This window comes from Pseudomonas sp. N-1-13, assembly GCF_057787095.1.
Genome location: NZ_JBYNRI010000001.1, coordinates 3,966,969 through 3,982,904 on the forward strand (window position 1 = coordinate 3,966,969; position 15,936 = coordinate 3,982,904).

Here is a 15,936-nt window from a genome sequence, read left to right on the forward strand (position 1 = left end):
TCAGCTGCCTTGGGCCGCCTTGGCGGCTTGCAGCTGCCGAGCCTGTTCGGTCAGGAGGGCCTTTTCCTCGGGACTCATCGCCTCCATGCGCAGGCGCACCTGGGCCATTTTTTCCAATTGCCCCGGACTGCTCTCCAGCGCCCGCAAGGCCAGGGCCAACGACGCCACGGTCGGATGATCGAAGACCAGTCCCGGATGAATTTCGCACTGCAACAACTTGCGAATACCGGCCACCAGTTTGATCACCAGCAACGAATGACCTCCGGCGGCGAAGAAGTCGCGATCGATGCCCAATCGCTCAAGCCCAAGCAACTGCGCCATGCGCGCGGCGAGCAATTGCTCCAGCGCATCGCGTGGCGCGGCGTCTTCATCGTCCGCTGTAGCCACCGCCAACTGCTGCAGTGCGTGGCGATCGATCTTGCCGTTGGCCAGTCGCGGGAATCGTTCGATCAGATGCACGTGCTGCGGCACCATCACGCTGGGCAAGCGGGCGCTCAGCTCAGCGCGCGCGGCGTCGAGCAAGCCCGTCGACAGTCCCTGCTGCGCCACGACAAAGGCCAACAGCCCCTGCTCGGCCGACGCTGCCGGCAACACCAATGCTTCGGCCACCTGTGGCATGCGCACAAGCACGGCCTCGATCTCCGCCAGTTCAATACGGAACCCACGCACCTTGACCTGCTGATCGCGCCGTCCGTATAGCTGGATCGCCCCGTCCGGCCGATAACGCGCCAGGTCACCGGTGCGATACAACCGCTGCGCCGGATCAAAGGGACTCTGGATGAACGCCTGCGCATCGGCCTCGGCATTCAGATAGCCCCGGCACAACTGCGCTCCGCCCAGATACACCTCACCCAGCACGCCCACCGGCGCCAGACGCAGATCGGCGTCCAGCACGTAAACCTGGTTGTTGCCCAGCACCTGGGTCAGCGCCGAACAGTCGCCGGCCGCGCCGTTCAGAGACAGCGGATGAATCATCACCCCCACCGTGGCTTCGGTCGGCCCGTAGTGGTTGAACACCCGGCAATCGCTGCGCAACCGGGCGATGCGCTCGACCAAGGTCGGCGCAATCGGCTCACCGCCAAGCACCAGGGTGCCCGGCAGCAGCGCCCGTTCACCGTCGAGCAGCGCCGCGAGGTGCGAGGGCACGATTTTCAGGCAGTCGATCTGCTGCTGTTGCAGGTACTGGGCAAACAACACGCCGTCCTGCATCTGCTCATCGCTGGCCACATGCAGGGTCGCGCCGTTGAACAACGCGCCAAACAACGCCGTATTACCCAGGTCCGCCGCCACGCTGGAACTGAAACCGACGTTCTTGCACTGGGCAAGCCCCAGCGCCTGACTGGCCTGGGCGGTGTAGTTGAGCAGTTGCCGATGCTCGATCACCACGCCTTTGGGCACACCGGTGGAGCCGGAGGTAAACAACACATAGGCGATATCGTTGCCCTGGGTGGCGAGCGCCGGCAGTGGCGTAGCCGGATGGCTCAGCTCAGCCACGGTCAGCGCCTTATACGGCTGGTCCTGCCAGGCCGGCAGATGCGCCGCATCGGTCAACAACAACGCCGCGCCGGCCTGCTCCAGCATCAACGCCTGACGCGCCTGGGGCCACTGCACATCAAGGGGCAGATACGCCGCACCAAGGCGCCAGCTCGCCAGCATTGCAATCACCAGATCCACCGAGCGCGGCAACGCCAGCGCGACCATCGAACCGGCGCCCACGCCTTGCTGCTTGAGGCCCTGCGCCATGCTGTCGACCCGGGCTTGCAACTGGCCGTAGCTCATTTGCTGACGGGCGTCGGTCAGGGCAATGGCGTTCGGTGTATGCGACGCCAGATCGGCGATGCGCTGCGGCAGATAACGGCCATCAGCTAACGCGTGCATGGCGGGGTTGATTGCCAGCAAGCGCTGCTCTGCGGTGCGACTCAACAGATCGAGCCGCGCCAATGCGGTGTGTGGAGCGGCAAGGATCGACGCCAACAGCACGCCGTACTGTTCCAACACGGCGCTGGCCGAGGCCGGCGAGTAACGCGAGCTGGCGTAATGCAGATTGACCGCGGCAAGCTGCTGGGCAGCGTTCAATTGCACCTGCAACAGCAACTCGAATGGATCTGCCGGCACCCGCACGGACTCTGCAACAGCCCAGTTAAGGCCGCCACTGTTGCCGGCCCGGTTAGCCTGCCCCAGCGTAAAGCCGTAGGCCGGGCGCGCCGCCTCAGGCGACAGTTCCGGCGCCCAGTATTCCTGCCAGGTGCGATGGGCTTCCAGGCGCGCCGCCAGCTCGTCCAGCCACTCGCTGAACGACACCGTCGCGGGCAATGAAACGCTAAGCGGCAGGGTTTTCTCGAACACGCCCACAGCATTGGCGAAGTATTCATAGTCGCCACGGCTGTCATGACGCACGCCCACCAGCGCCGGCTCAAGGCCGCTCAAACGTCCCAGCAACACCCACCATGCGCCTTGCAGCAGCGTGGCAAGCGGCTGATCGAGCTGCTCGGCCAACCGTTGCAACCCATCGCGCTGGGCCGGCTCCAGGGTCAGCGACACACAGGTATCAGCGGCCCCCGTCTCACTGCCGGCGCTGCGCGCAGCCAACCACGGTGTGGCGATGTCCGTCTGCACGCCTTGCAGGTAATGCTGCCAATAGGTTCGTCCGGTGGCGGCATCTTCATCAAGCACCACCTCACTGCGCCATTCCAGGTACTGGGCAAACTCGCCCGGTGCTTCGTCTTCCGACGCCTGAACTGCGGCGTACGCTTGCTGGACTTGCTCCAGCAGCAGATTCAGCGATTGCGCATCGGCACTGTAGCGAGCGATACCCAGCACCAGTTGCCATTGCTGCGGCGCCAGACGATAAAGCACGGCCTGGACGTTTGGCGATTCGCCCACCACAAAAGCACAGCCCAGAGAATCCTTGATCTGCGCCTGGACATCCTCGGTCCGTTGCTCGCCTGCCTGTATCGTCAGCGGGAAACGAGCGGCGTCGCTGGCGACCTGACGCAAGCCGTGGAAACCGGCCACTTTGTCCAGCCGCGCCAGCAGCATTGGCTGCTGTGCCAGGAGCGTATTGAACGCGATCTGCAATCGCTGCGGATCGAGATCGCCGTCGATGACCACATTCAGCCAACGCAATGCTTCGCCACAGGTCGCCGTGCTCGACAGTTGTTCGAGCATCGCTTGTTGCTCGGGGGTCAAGGCAAAGCCGGGGTCCTGCTGGTCCATCAATACCTCGTTCATGCTCCGGTTTCCTCCAGGTTGCGGATGCCCTGGATGGCGGCCCCGGCATCGACCTGGCCCTCCAGCGCGCTGCGCTCATACATATCGCCCATGGCAACCACGATCTTGCGGGGGCCCTCGAACGGGTCGCGGGCGTGGGCCACCAGCATGTTGTCCAGCAGGATCACGTCGCCCTTGCGCCAGTCGAAACGCACCGCACAGGCTTCATACAAATCACCGATGCGCGCCATCACCTCATCCTCAATCGGTGTGCCATCGCCGTAATACACATGCCGAGGCATGCGCTCCAGACCGAACATCGACAGCAGGTCCTCCCGCACATCCGGCTCCAGCCAATAGATGTGATGCAATTGCACCTGATTGAAGAACGACTTCTCCCCGGTGATCGGGTGCGTGATGATCGCCGGCCCCGGTGTGCGGGTCTGCAACTCGTCGTTGTCGAGCCAGCGCCACTGGATACCGCCCGCCCGACACCGGGCCTCAACTTCGCGGCGGTCCTCGGTCTTGAAAAAGTGCTGCCACGACACGTCGAGTTTGTCGGTGAAGGTGCGCACATACAGCAGCCCTTTGTCTTCGAACTTCTCGCGAAGGTCCGACGGCAGTTTTTCGTACATCAACCGGCAATCCACTACGGGAGTCGCACCGCCCACAGGCGCGGCTTGCTCGCAATAGAACATCTGCTTGCGCGGCCAGCGGTCCTGATGGGAGCTTTCGTTGTGGAACAGAATCATCTTGCGCTCCGGGTACGGCGTGGAACGGTAGGTGTTCTTGCCCCCTTCCTTCTTCGGCAAATCGCCGTACTGACCATAAAGGCCGGGCTGGATCGCTTCGGCGAACGCTTCAAAGCCCTGGATGCCATCCAGTTCAAAACCGCGGAACAGAATGCCCGCATGTTCGGCCAGCTTTTGCTCGATCAGCGGCCGGTTCTGATGAATCCACTCGATGACATCCAGCTGGGGTTCACCCGGCTCCAGCATCAACGGGAATCGCTGCGGTGCTGCCACCAGTGATTCACGCACCCGCGCCGGTCGAGGCTTGGCGAGCGGTGTCACCGAGCGTTTGAGAAACTTGCCCAGCTTATCGGCCTTGGGCCCCGGGACGGTGGCAGGCTTGGCGGCGGCCGCCAAGTTGTCGACTGGCATGCTGATAGCTCCCAATTGAATGTCCTGATCAGCGACGATCTGTTCCAACAGGGCGGTCCAGGCCTGAATCAGGTGCTGAATGTGCTCATGTCCGAACAGGGTTGTGGCGAATTGCCAAGTGCCGCGCAATTGCCCTTCTTCTTCGTCAACGAACAACGCCATGTCGAATTTAGAATGGGTCTCCAACGCCGGCAGCAATTCCACGCTCAACCCCTTTATGGAGCGGGTGCGCACCGGCACGTTGTTCATCACGAACAACACCTGGAGCAAGGGATTCATGCCCTTGTGTCGTGGCACGCCCGAGGCCTCGACAATCTGGTCGAACGGCAAGTCCTGATGCTCCAGGGCGCTAAGCAGGTTGTCCTGGGTTTGCGCCAAAAAGCTTGCGAACGTGGCATCGGCGTCCAGACGCGAACGCAGGGGCAGCACGTTGACGAAGAAACCGATCAGCCGCTCCAGCTCCGGCTGTTCACGACCCGCCACGTCGGCGCCAACCACCAGATCTTGCGCAGCGCAGAGCCGATGCAATAACACCTGGAAGGACGCCAGCAGCGTGCTGTACAGCGTGACCCCGGCTTCGCTGGACAACCGGCGCAAGGCACCGGTCAGCCCGGTGGGAAGCTGGAACTGCAGCGCATCGCCGTCATAGGAGGCGGTCTGGCCCCGAGGGCGGGCCAGCGGCAGGTTCAGGCGCCCCTCGTAGCCACTGAGCCGGTGTTTCCAGTAGTCAGCCTGACGCGCCAGTACGCCCTGCTCTTCCAGCGCCTGCTGCCACAAGGCGAAGTCATGGTACTGAATCTCCAGGGGCGCCAGCGGCATCGCCTCAGCCTTGAGGGATGCCTCGTAGACCTGCACCAGTTCGTTGATCAGCAGCCCCATCGACCAGCCATCGGAGATGATGTGATGCATGGCGTACAGCAACACATGTTCGGTCGGCCCCAGGTGCAGGATCCGCCCGCGCAGCAGCGGTGCCTGCTCCAGATCGATCGGGGTGCGGGCATTTTCCAGCGTCGCCTGGGCCACCTGTTCCTGCCGGGCACTGGGCGACAGACCAGACAGGTCGATCACCGGGAAGTCCAGTCGGACCTCATCGGCAATCAGCGCCACCGGATCCCCTTCTTCGTTTTGGCGATACGCAGTGCGCAATACGTCATGACGGCGTACCACGTCGGCAAAGCTGCTCATCAGACGCTCCACCGACAACTCGCCGCACAGGCGCAGCGCCATGGGCATGCCATACGCCGAAGTGCCGCCGGACAATTGTTCGGCGACCCACAAACGTCGCTGCACCAACGACAGCGGCGCGGAACGGCGTGGCCCATGGGCCTGGAGCCGCACCCCACGGGAATCGCCCGCCCGGACCGGTCCATCGACGGTGCCGGCCATCAGCGCCGCCAGCGCCTTGAGCTGCGGATGATCGAACAGGTCACGCAGGCTCAGCGGATAGCCGGTCAGCTTGCGCAAGCGTGAAACGGCCTGGGTCGCCAGCAATGAGTGACCACCGCGCTCGAAGAAGTGGTCGTTGCGACCGACCTGTTCCAGCTCCAGCACCTCTTGCCAGACACCGGCAATCTGTTGCTCCAGCTCACCCTCGGGTGCCTCGTAACCACTTTGCGATAACCCGGTATCCACGGCTGGCAGGGCCTTGCGGTCGAGTTTGCCGTTGGGGGTCAGGGGCAGGTGTTCGAGGAACAACAGGTGCGTCGGGATCATGTAGTCGGGCAGATGCTCCTTGAGGCCTGCCTTGAGCTGGGCGCGCGCACTGCTTTCGTCCGCTTGCAACGCCGAAGCAACCACGTAGGCCACCAGTTGCTGACCGCCCGGAGCGTCCTGGGCCAGCACCGCTACATCATGCACCTGGGGTTGCTGCAGCAGCCGTGCTTCGATTTCTCCCAACTCGATGCGGAAGCCGCGGATCTTCACCTGATGGTCGATGCGGCCCTGATACTCGAGCACGCCATCGGCGCGATAACGGCTCAAGTCACCCGTGCGGTACAGCCGTTCGCCGGTTGTGGAAAACGGGTTGGGTACGTACTTCTCGGCGGTCATCGCGGCGCGGCCGAGGTAGCCACGGGTGATACCCGCGCCGCTCAGGTACAGCTCGGCTGAAACGCCCTGGGGCACCGCTTGCAGGTCGGCGTCGAGCAGGTAGCTGGCGGTGTGCTTGACGGGCCGGCCGATGTTCGCCGTGCCGCCGGCAGTGCGGCGGGTCCAGGTGGAATAGGTGGTGTCTTCCGAGGGGCCGTAAAGGTCGTAGACGTGCTCAATCCCTTGTGGGAGCACTCCTGTGGAAGCACAGTCTGTGGGAGCAAAGCTTGCTCGCGATGGCGGTGGGTCAGTTACACATGGGCCAGCCGATAGGATGCTATCGCGAGCAAGCTTTGCTCCCACAGGCTCTGTTCCTACTGGTTTTGCTTCCACTGGCTCGCTCCCACCGATGGGGTGCTGATACAGCGCATCCACCAGGCTTTGCTTCAGCGGTTCCCCGGCCAGGTTGATGATGCGCACACTGGCTGGAATCTCGCCGCTGCGCTGCAACGCGGCGATGGCCGAGGGCACGCTGTTGATCAGCCGTACTTGATCGCGGGCCGGGAGTTGCGGCAGCTCCAGGGCGTTGCGAGCGATGATCAGCGAACCGCCGTTGGCCAGGGTCACGAACAGCTCCCACACCGACAAGTCGAAGCACACCGAGGTCGACGCGAGCACGCCCTGGATGTCATCGCGGCTGTAGACCGATCTGGACCAGTCGATCAGCGCCAGCACGTTGCGATGGGCAATCGCTACGCCCTTGGGTTGGCCGGTGGAGCCGGAGGTGTAGATCACGTAGGCGAGGTTGTCGGGCATCACGGTTGTGCGCGGTGCGCTCAATGGGTAGTGCGCCAGGTCGAGCTGATCCAGCATGAGCACAGCGGTTTCGGCCGGCACGCTCAGCGTTGCCACTACCGCCTGTTCGGTCAGCAGCACTTTGGCGCGGCTGTCGTCGAGCATGTAGGCCACGCGCTCGGCCGGGTAATCCGGGTCCAGCGGCACGTAGGCGCCGCCGGCCTTGAGCACCGCCAGCAAGGCGATCAGCAGGTGCTCGGAGCGCGGCATCGCCACGCCCACGCGCACTTCCGGGCCCACGCCCATTTCGATGAGTTTGTGAGCCAGGCGATTGGCACGGCCATCGACTTCGCTGTAGCTCAATCGGGTATTGGCGAAGGTCACCGCCAGGGCATCCGGTGTGGCCTCGGCCTGGCGAGCAATCATCTGGTGAATGCACAGCGCTTGTTCAAAGGGCGCATCAACCGGATTCCAGTCGTGGGTCAGGCGCTGATGCTCATCGAACTCCAGCATCGACAGTTCACCCAAGCAACGCTCGCCGCTATCGGTCATCTGGCCCAGCAACTGAACCAGATGGGTCGCCAGCCGTTCTACCGTGGCCGCCGAGAAGCTCGCCTGCTGGTAGCTCATGTGCACCGACAGTTGCCGATCCAACCCCACCAACAGCGTCAATGGGTAGCTGGTTTGTTCCTGGGTGAGCGCCGGGCCAAAGCGCAAACCGTCCGGTGCGCCCTGTTCCAAGGCTTGGGCAATCGGATAGTTTTCGAACACCAGCAAACTGTCGAACAGCGCTTCACCGCCCTGCCCGGCCCAGCGCTGGATGTCCAGCAACGCGGTGTGCTCAAACTCGCGCAGCGCCAGGTTCTGTGCTTGTAGCGCTTGCAGCCAACTGTCCAGGGACTGCTCGGCCCGAGGGCTGGCGATCACCGGCAGGGTGTTGATGAACAGGCCGATCTGCTGCTCGATGCCGGGCAAGTCCGCCGGACGACCGGCCACCGTCGCGCCGAAGGCCACGGTGTCTTTGCCGGTGTAACGCTGCAACAGCAGCAGCCACGCGGCCTGCACCAGCGTGTTGACGGTGACTTTCGAGGCACGGGCGAAAGCTTCCAGACGGCGGGTCAGCGTCTCGTCCAGCACCTGCACATGATCGCCATAACCGGCGCCGGTCTGGGTCGGTGATGCAACGGCGTCGGCCAGCCGCGTCGGGGCCTCCAAACGTTGCAGCGCGGGCTTCCAGAACGCTTCGCTGGCGGCGCCATCCTGGCGTTGCAGCCAGGCGATGTAGTCCCGGTAGCGGCTGCCAGATGCAACGACGGGTTGGCTGCCGTAGCGTTGCAACACTTCCCCCAGCAACTGCGAGTTGCTCCAGCCGTCCATCAGGATGTGATGGCTGGTGTAGATCAGGTGATAGCGGTCCTCTGCCACGCGCACCACCAGCAAGCGCAACAGCGGCGCCGCATCCAGCTCGAAACCCTGCTGGCGCTGCGCCAACGCCAGGGCGTTCAGGTCCAGGGATGGATTCGCTGCGGCACCTCCATCGCGGAACAGGAATGCAACCTCCATCTGCTTGTGTACAACCTGCAACGCCCGCTTGAAATCACCGTCCCAGACGAAACTGCTGCGCAGCACTTCATGGGCGTCCATGGCGGCCTGCCAGGCCTGGCGGAAGCGCTCGACGTCCAAGCCTGCGACATCAACACGCAGTTGATTGATGTAATTGCCGGCCTGCTGCTCATACAGCGTATGGAACAGCATGCCTTGCTGCATGGGCGACAACGGATAGATGTCTTCGATCTGCCGCGCAGCCAGCGGCAACGTGTCCAGCTGGGCCTGAGTCAACCCGGCCAGCGGGAAGTCCGACGGTGTGAAGCCCTGATGCCGGGTCTGGCAGCAGTGCTCGATCAACGCCTGCAGCTCCTGAGCGTAATCCAGGGCCAGCGCCTGGATCGTCGACTCATCGAACATCTGCGTGCTGAATGTCCAGTCGATGCTCAACTCACCCGCGTAGACGCTGCCATTGAGCGTCAGCCAATTGTCCAGCGGCGCCAGCGGGCTCTGTGGCGCGCCCGCCGATTCGCCGGCCGGAACAAACAGCCCAGCGGCGTCATCAGCAAATCCGCTGTCGAACTGGCCCAGATAGTTGAAGGTGATGCGTGGCACCGGCAACGCCTGCAGGGCACGCCGCGTCGGCTCATCACCCAGGTAGCGCAGCACGGCGAATCCGAGGCCCTTGTCGGGTATCGCGCGCAATTGCTCCTTGATGGCCTTGATCGAATCCTCGGTGGTCACGGCCGGTGTCAACCGGACCGGAAACAGGCTGGTGAACCAGCCGACGCTGCGGCTCAAATCCAGATCATCGAACAGAGCCTCGCGGCCATGGCCCTCCAACTGAATCAAGGTCGAGGCCTCCCCGGTCCAGCGACCGATCACCCGGGCCAGGGCCGTCAGGAGCAGATCGTTGACCTGGGTGCGATAGGCCGCTGGCGCTTGCTGCAAGAGCTGGCGGGTCTGGTTTTTATCCAGACGCGTCTGGACCTGCGCCCCATGGCACCTGCGCAGTTCGCCCTGCGGCCGGTCACAGGGCAAATCGCCGCGAGCGCCCTCAAGTTGCCCTTGCCAGTACGCCATCTGGGTTTGGAACGCTGCACTGCCCGCATGGGTTTTCAAGCGTTGCGCCCAGGCCTGGGTGGCGCTGGTCTTGGCCGGCAGTTTCGGGGTCTGGCCGGCCTGCAATTGTTCATAAGCCTGTTGCAGGTCTTCCAGCAGAATGCGCCAGGACACCCCGTCCACCACCAGGTGATGGATCACCAGCAACAGCCGTTGGCTGCCATCGGCCAGGTTCGCCAGGACACCGCGCAACAACGCGCCGCTTTCCAGGTCCAGGCTGCGCTGGGCTTGTTCGGCCAGGCGCTCCAGCGCCGGGGCATCTGCCACCTCAGCCGTCCACAACAGCGGTGAGCGACGCCAGATCGCCTGCTGTTCAGCGAGTGTTTGATGGCGAGCGGTCCAGGCGTCGTCCTCACGCCTGAAGGCCAGGCGCAAGGCATCGTGATGGGCAACCAATGCCTGCAACGCTTGCTCCAGATGCCCGGCGTGTAAAGGCCGCAACCCCTTGAGCAGCACCGACTGGTTCCAGTGATGAAGCTCGGCCATGGGCTGGTCGAAAAACCATTGCTGGAACGGCAGCAGCAGCGTCTCTCCCGTCACCGGCCCCTGATCGATAGCCAGCCCGCTGTCACCCAGGGTCGCCACGCTGGCCAGACCCTGGATGGTCTGATGTATGAACAGATCCTTGGGGCTGAAATGGATGCCTGCCTGACGGGCCCGGCTGACCATCTGGATGGAGACGATCGAATCGCCCCCCAGCTCGAAGAAGTTGTCGCTGAGCCCCACTTGCCCGCGCCCGAGCACGCTTTGCCAGATACCGGCCAACGCCTGTTCGATGGCGGTGACCGGTGCGATGTAAGCCTTGGGGTTGGCGGTGATATCGGCCTTGGGCAGCGCCTTGCGCTCCAGTTTGCCGTTGGGGCTGACGGGCATTTTTTCCAGCCACAACCAGTGCTGCGGCACCATGTAGTCGGGCAAGGCCTGGCTCAAATGCTCCTTGAGATTACCTTGCAGTGTCTGGCGAACGATGTCTTCGGCGGCCAGCAACTCGGCGCGCGCCGGCACCACGTAGGCCACCAGCAAGCTCCCGTCCTGAGCGATGACAACGGCTTCGCGCACGTCGTCGTGCTCGGCCAGGCGCGCTTCAATTTCACCCAACTCGATGCGCAGGCCACGGATCTTCACCTGATGATCCATCCGCCCGGCGTATTCGATCACGCCATCGGCGCGGTAGCGCGCCAGGTCGCCGGTGCGATACAGGCGCTGACCATTGCCGAAGGGGCCGGTCACGAACCGCTCGGCCGTCAGCGCCGGACGTCGATGGTAACCACGGGCCAGGCCCTCGCCCGCCAGGTACAGCTCGCCGATCACCCCTACTGGCACCGGTGACAATTCATCATCGAGGATGCAGGTGCCGAGGTTGGCAATCGGTTGACCGATCGGCACGCTGTCGCGCCCCTCCTCGACACAGGTCCAATGGGTCACGTCGATGGCCGCCTCGGTCGGACCGTAGAGATTGTACAGGCCGGCGTTCGGCAGTTTGGCGAACACCTGCTGCTGCGCATCCACCGGCAAGGCTTCGCCGCTGCACACGATGCGTTTCAGGCTGGTGCATTCGGCCACGTGTGGGTCTTGCAGGAAAGCCTGCAACATCGACGGCACGAAGTGCAGCGTGGTGATGCGCTGCGCGGTGATCAGTTCGATCAGTTGCGTCGGGTCGCGATGAGCGCCCGGCGCGGCCACCACCAGCGTCGAGCCGGTCAGCAGCGGCCAGAAAAACTCCCAGACCGACACGTCGAAACTGAACGGCGTTTTTTGCAGCACGCTGTCGTCCGCGTCCAGCCGATACGCGTCCTGCATCCAGCACAGCCGGTTGACCAACGCCGAATGACGGTTACCCGCGCCCTTGGGCTTGCCGGTGGAACCCGAGGTGTAGATCACATACGCCAGGTTTTCGCCGTCGAGTCTGACGTGCGGATTGGCGTCGCGGCCTGCTTGCAGCCCGTCATCGGGCAGATCCAGCACCAGGCTGCGCAGCCCCGGCGGGATCGGCAATTGTTCGAGCAAGTGGCTTTGGGTCAGCAGCAAACCGATACCGCTGTCTTCGAACATATAGGCCAGGCGCTCCTGCGGATATTCCGGGTCCAGCGGCACGTAGGCACCGCCGGCCTTGAGAATCGCCAACAGCCCCAGCACCATTTCCACGGAACGTTCCACGGCAATGCCCACCAGCACATCCGGACCGACACCCTGCTCGATCAGCCGGTGAGCCAGGCGATTGGCCCGGGCGTTGAGCTGGGCATACGTCAGGCGTTGCTCGCCGAAAACCAGCGCCGGGGCGTCCGGGGTTCGCCGCACCTGCTCTTCGATCAACCCATGCACACTGCGATCGAGGGGGTATTGCGCCGTCGTCGCGTTCCAGTCGAGCAGCATCCGCCGCCGTTCGTCAGCGTCCAGTAGCGCCCACTGCGCAACGGGCCGATGCAGGTCCTGCACCAGGCCTTGCAACAGGTTGAGCCAGTGCCGGCCCATGCGCTCGATGGTGGCCGGCTCGAACAGATCCGTGGCGTAGGTCAGGGCGGCGTGCAGGCCTTGCGGGCTATCGCTGGTATCCAGGCTCAGGTCGAATTGTGCGGTGCGCTGTTCCCAGCCAAGCGGTTCGACCGCCAGGCCTGGCAAGGCATTGGCCAGTGCCGCACCGGTTTCGTTGCGGTGGTTGAACATGGCCTGGAACAACGGGCTGTGGCTCAGGTTGCGCTGCGGTTGCAAGGCATCGACCAATTGCTCGAACGGCAGGTCCTGATGCATCTGCGCCGCCATGGCTGTCTGCTTGAGTTGTTGCAGCAAATCCGCACCGGTCAGCTCACGGTGGAATTCGGCCCGCAGCACCTGGGTATTGACGAAGAAGCCGATCAACCGCTCGGTTTCCAGGCGATGACGGTTGGCAATCGGCACCCCGACGCGGATGTCGGCCTGACCGCTGTAGCGATGTAGCAGCGCCTGGAAAGAACCGAGCAACAGCACGAACAGCGTGACGTTTTCCCGTCGGGCCAGGGCCTTGAGGGCGTCGCTCAGCGAGCGATCCAGCACAATCGGCAAACGCGCGCCGCGCAGGCTTTGCTGCGCCGGGCGCGGATGGTCCGTGGGCAGCTCCAACAGCGGTTGCTCGCTGCCCAGTTGCCCGGTCCAGTAGGCCAGTTGTCGCTCCCGTTCGCCGGCGGCCATCCATTGTCGCTGCCAGACGGCATAGTCGGCGTATTGCACCGCCAGAGGCGGCAACTGCGCAGGCTGTTCCTGAATGAACGCCGAATACAGACTCATCAGGTCGTCGACCATCACCTGCAACGACCAGGCGTCGGCAACGATGTGATGCACGGTCAGGACCAGAATGTGCTCCTGCTCGCTCAACTCCAGCAGCGCCACGCGCAACAGCGCCTCGCTCAGCAGATCGAACGGGCGTTGCGTCTGCTGCTCGAGGAACGCCTGAATACTGGCCTCGTCAGCCACTGCCAGGCGTTGCTCGACGAAGTGGACCTGCCCTTGCGGGCGAATCACCTGGCAGGTGCGGCCATCGTCCTCCACGAACGCTGTGCGCAGGCTTTCGTGACGTTGCAGCAGCGCTTCAAAACTCTGGCGCAAGGCGATTTTGTCCAGCGCACCGCGCATCCGCAGCGCGGTCGGAATATTGTAGGCGGCGCTGTCGGGGTCCATTTTCCACAGGAACCACTGGCGTTCCTGGGCAAACGACAGCGGCAGCGGTGCGTCACGCGACACCGGCACCATCGCAGGCGCCAGTTCGCCTTGGCCGGCGTCGAGGGCATTGACGAAGTCCTGCAACGTGCTGTGTTCGAACAGGCTGCGCAGCGGCACCTCGATAGCCAACGCTCGACGGACCCGAGACACCACCTGGGTGACCAGCAGCGAGTGCCCGCCCAATTCGAAGAAGTTGTCCTCCAGCCCTACCCGCTCAAGCTTGAGCACCTCCTGCCAGATCGCCGCCACCTGTTGCTCACGCTGACTGCGGGGCGCCACGTAAAGCCGCTGCACTTCGCCCACATCGGGCGCCGGCAACGCCTTGCGATCGACCTTGCCATTGGGCGTCAGCGGCAGTTGTGCCAGGAACACCAAGTGCGCCGGAACCATGTACTCGGGCAATTGCGCCTTGAGCGCGGCCTTGAGCGAAGCGCGTAACGAAGCCTCGTCCGCTGCTTCACCGATCGCGAGCACCACGTAACCCACCAGTTGCGCACCGGTCGGGGCCTCATGGGCCACCACCACGGTTTCCCGCACAGTGTCCTGGGCCAGCAATGCGGCTTCGATTTCACCCAGCTCGATACGCAAGCCGCGAATCTTGACCTGATGGTCGATGCGTCCGATGTACTCGACCACGCCTTCGGCCCGATAACGGGTCAGGTCGCCGGTGCGGTACAGCCGCTCGCCACAGGTGGAGAACGGGTCAGGCACAAAACGTTCGGCGGTCAACGCCGGACGTTGAAAGTAGCCGCGGGCCAGCCCGTCGCCGCCGATCAGCAACTCACCCGGCGCGCCCGGAGGGTTGAGCGTCAGGTCACTGCCTACGATGTACAGGGCGGTGTTGTCCAGCGGCTTGCCCAGGAACGGACGGCTGTTTTCCAGACTCAGCGGATGCACCGCCGACCAGATCGTGGTCTCGGTCGGGCCATAGAGATTCCAGACCTTCGGCGAAAGTGCCAGCAGTCGTTGCGCCAACTCCAGGGGCAATGCCTCGCCGCCGCAGAGGAACGTGCGACCGGCCAGCACCGCCGAGTGTTCATGATCCAGCAACATGCGCCAGCTCGAAGGTGTGGCTTGCAGCACGCTCACATCGTGACGCTCGATCAGCGCCAGCACCGCTTGCGGATCCTGATGCACGTCCTGGCCGGTCAGCACCACGCTGGCCCCGGCCGACAACGGCCCGTAGATTTCCAGGCCAAAAATGTCGAAAGAAAACGTCGTCAGCGACAGCATGCGATCGCTGGCCGTGATGCCTGGCCGGGCGATCATGCTGGTGACGAAGTTGCTCAGCGCGCCATGGCGGACCATGACGCCCTTGGGTTTACCGGTGGACCCGGAGGTGTAGATGACGTAGGCCAGGTGCTCGGTGGTCAATGGCACCGCCGGGCATGTGGACGGTGCGGCCTGCCACGCGGCGTCCGGCTGGTCCAGCAACAGGGTGCGCAGGGTCGCCGGGATCGGCAGTTGAGCCTGCAAGCGGGCCTGGGTCAGCAGCAACTCGATGCCGCTGTCCTGGATCATGTAGGCCAGGCGATCCTCGGGGTACGCTGGGTCCAGCGGCACATAAGCGCCGCCGGCCTTGAGAATCGCCAGCAGGCCGACAAGCATCTCGGCGCTGCGCTGCACCGCGATGCCCACCGGCTGGTCCGGCGTCACGCCCAGGCCGATCAAGCGCTGGGCGAGTTGGTTGGCGCGGGCCTCCAGTTGCCCGTAGCTCAAGGTCTGTCCATCAATGCTCAGCGCCAGTGCATCAGGCGTTATTCGCGCCTGTTCGGCGATGCGCTGGTGCACGCACAGGGCGTCGCTGCCATGGTCGACCACGCGGTGCCAGTCTTGCTGTGTGCGGCGCTGCTGGGCGGTGTCGAGCAGCGGCAACTCACCGATGCGCTGCTGCGGCGCATCGACGATGCCCTGCAACAGGTTCTGCCAGTGGCGGGCCAGGCGTTCGATGGTGTGGGGTTCGAACAGGTCGGTGGCATAAGTCAGCTCCGCCGCGACACCCTGCCCGGTTTCATAAGTGCCCAGGGTCAGATCGAACTGGGCGGTGCGCCCTTCCCACACCAGGTCTTCGACGCTCAAGTGCGGCAGTTGCAGTTGCCGATCCTGGGTGTCGCTGGCGGTCTGGTGGTTGAACATGACCTGGAAGATCGGACTGTGGCTGAGGCTGCGTTCAGGTTGCAGGGCCTCGATCAACTGCTCGAACGGCAAGTCCTGATGAGCCTGGGCCGCCATGGCCGACTGCTTGACCTGCGCGAGCAAGCGGTCGAACGGCAGTTGTCCATCTACATGGGCGTTGAGCACCTGAGTGTTGACGAAAAAGCCGATCAGGCCCTCGGTCTCGACCCGATTGCGGTTAGCCACCGGCACGCCGACGCGGATC

At 63.9% G+C, this 15,936-nt stretch carries 2 protein-coding genes (1 of these 2 cut by a window edge); both read right to left on the minus strand.

The features are described 5' to 3' along the window. Positions 1-3,231 carry a non-ribosomal peptide synthetase gene (locus tag AC3I65_RS17785; protein ID WP_488524038.1) on the minus strand — a complete coding sequence of 1,077 codons (3,231 nt, stop codon included), beginning with the start codon at positions 3,229-3,231 and terminating at the stop codon, positions 1-3. Continuing rightward, positions 3,228-15,936, minus strand: the 3' portion of a protein-coding gene (locus AC3I65_RS17790; protein WP_488524039.1) for a non-ribosomal peptide synthase/polyketide synthase. 947 nt of this gene lie beyond the right edge of the window; only the last 12,709 of its 13,656 coding nucleotides appear in the window; the start codon falls outside the window, past its right edge; it ends in the stop codon at positions 3,228-3,230. Before AC3I65_RS17790 ends, AC3I65_RS17785 begins: the two co-directional genes overlap by 4 nt.

What these genes read in the sequence shown, in the direction of transcription:
- AC3I65_RS17785 (WP_488524038.1), bottom strand. Translation starts at nt 3,231, where the DNA reads ATGAACGAGGTATTGATGGACCAGCAGGACCCCGGCTTTGCCTTGACC.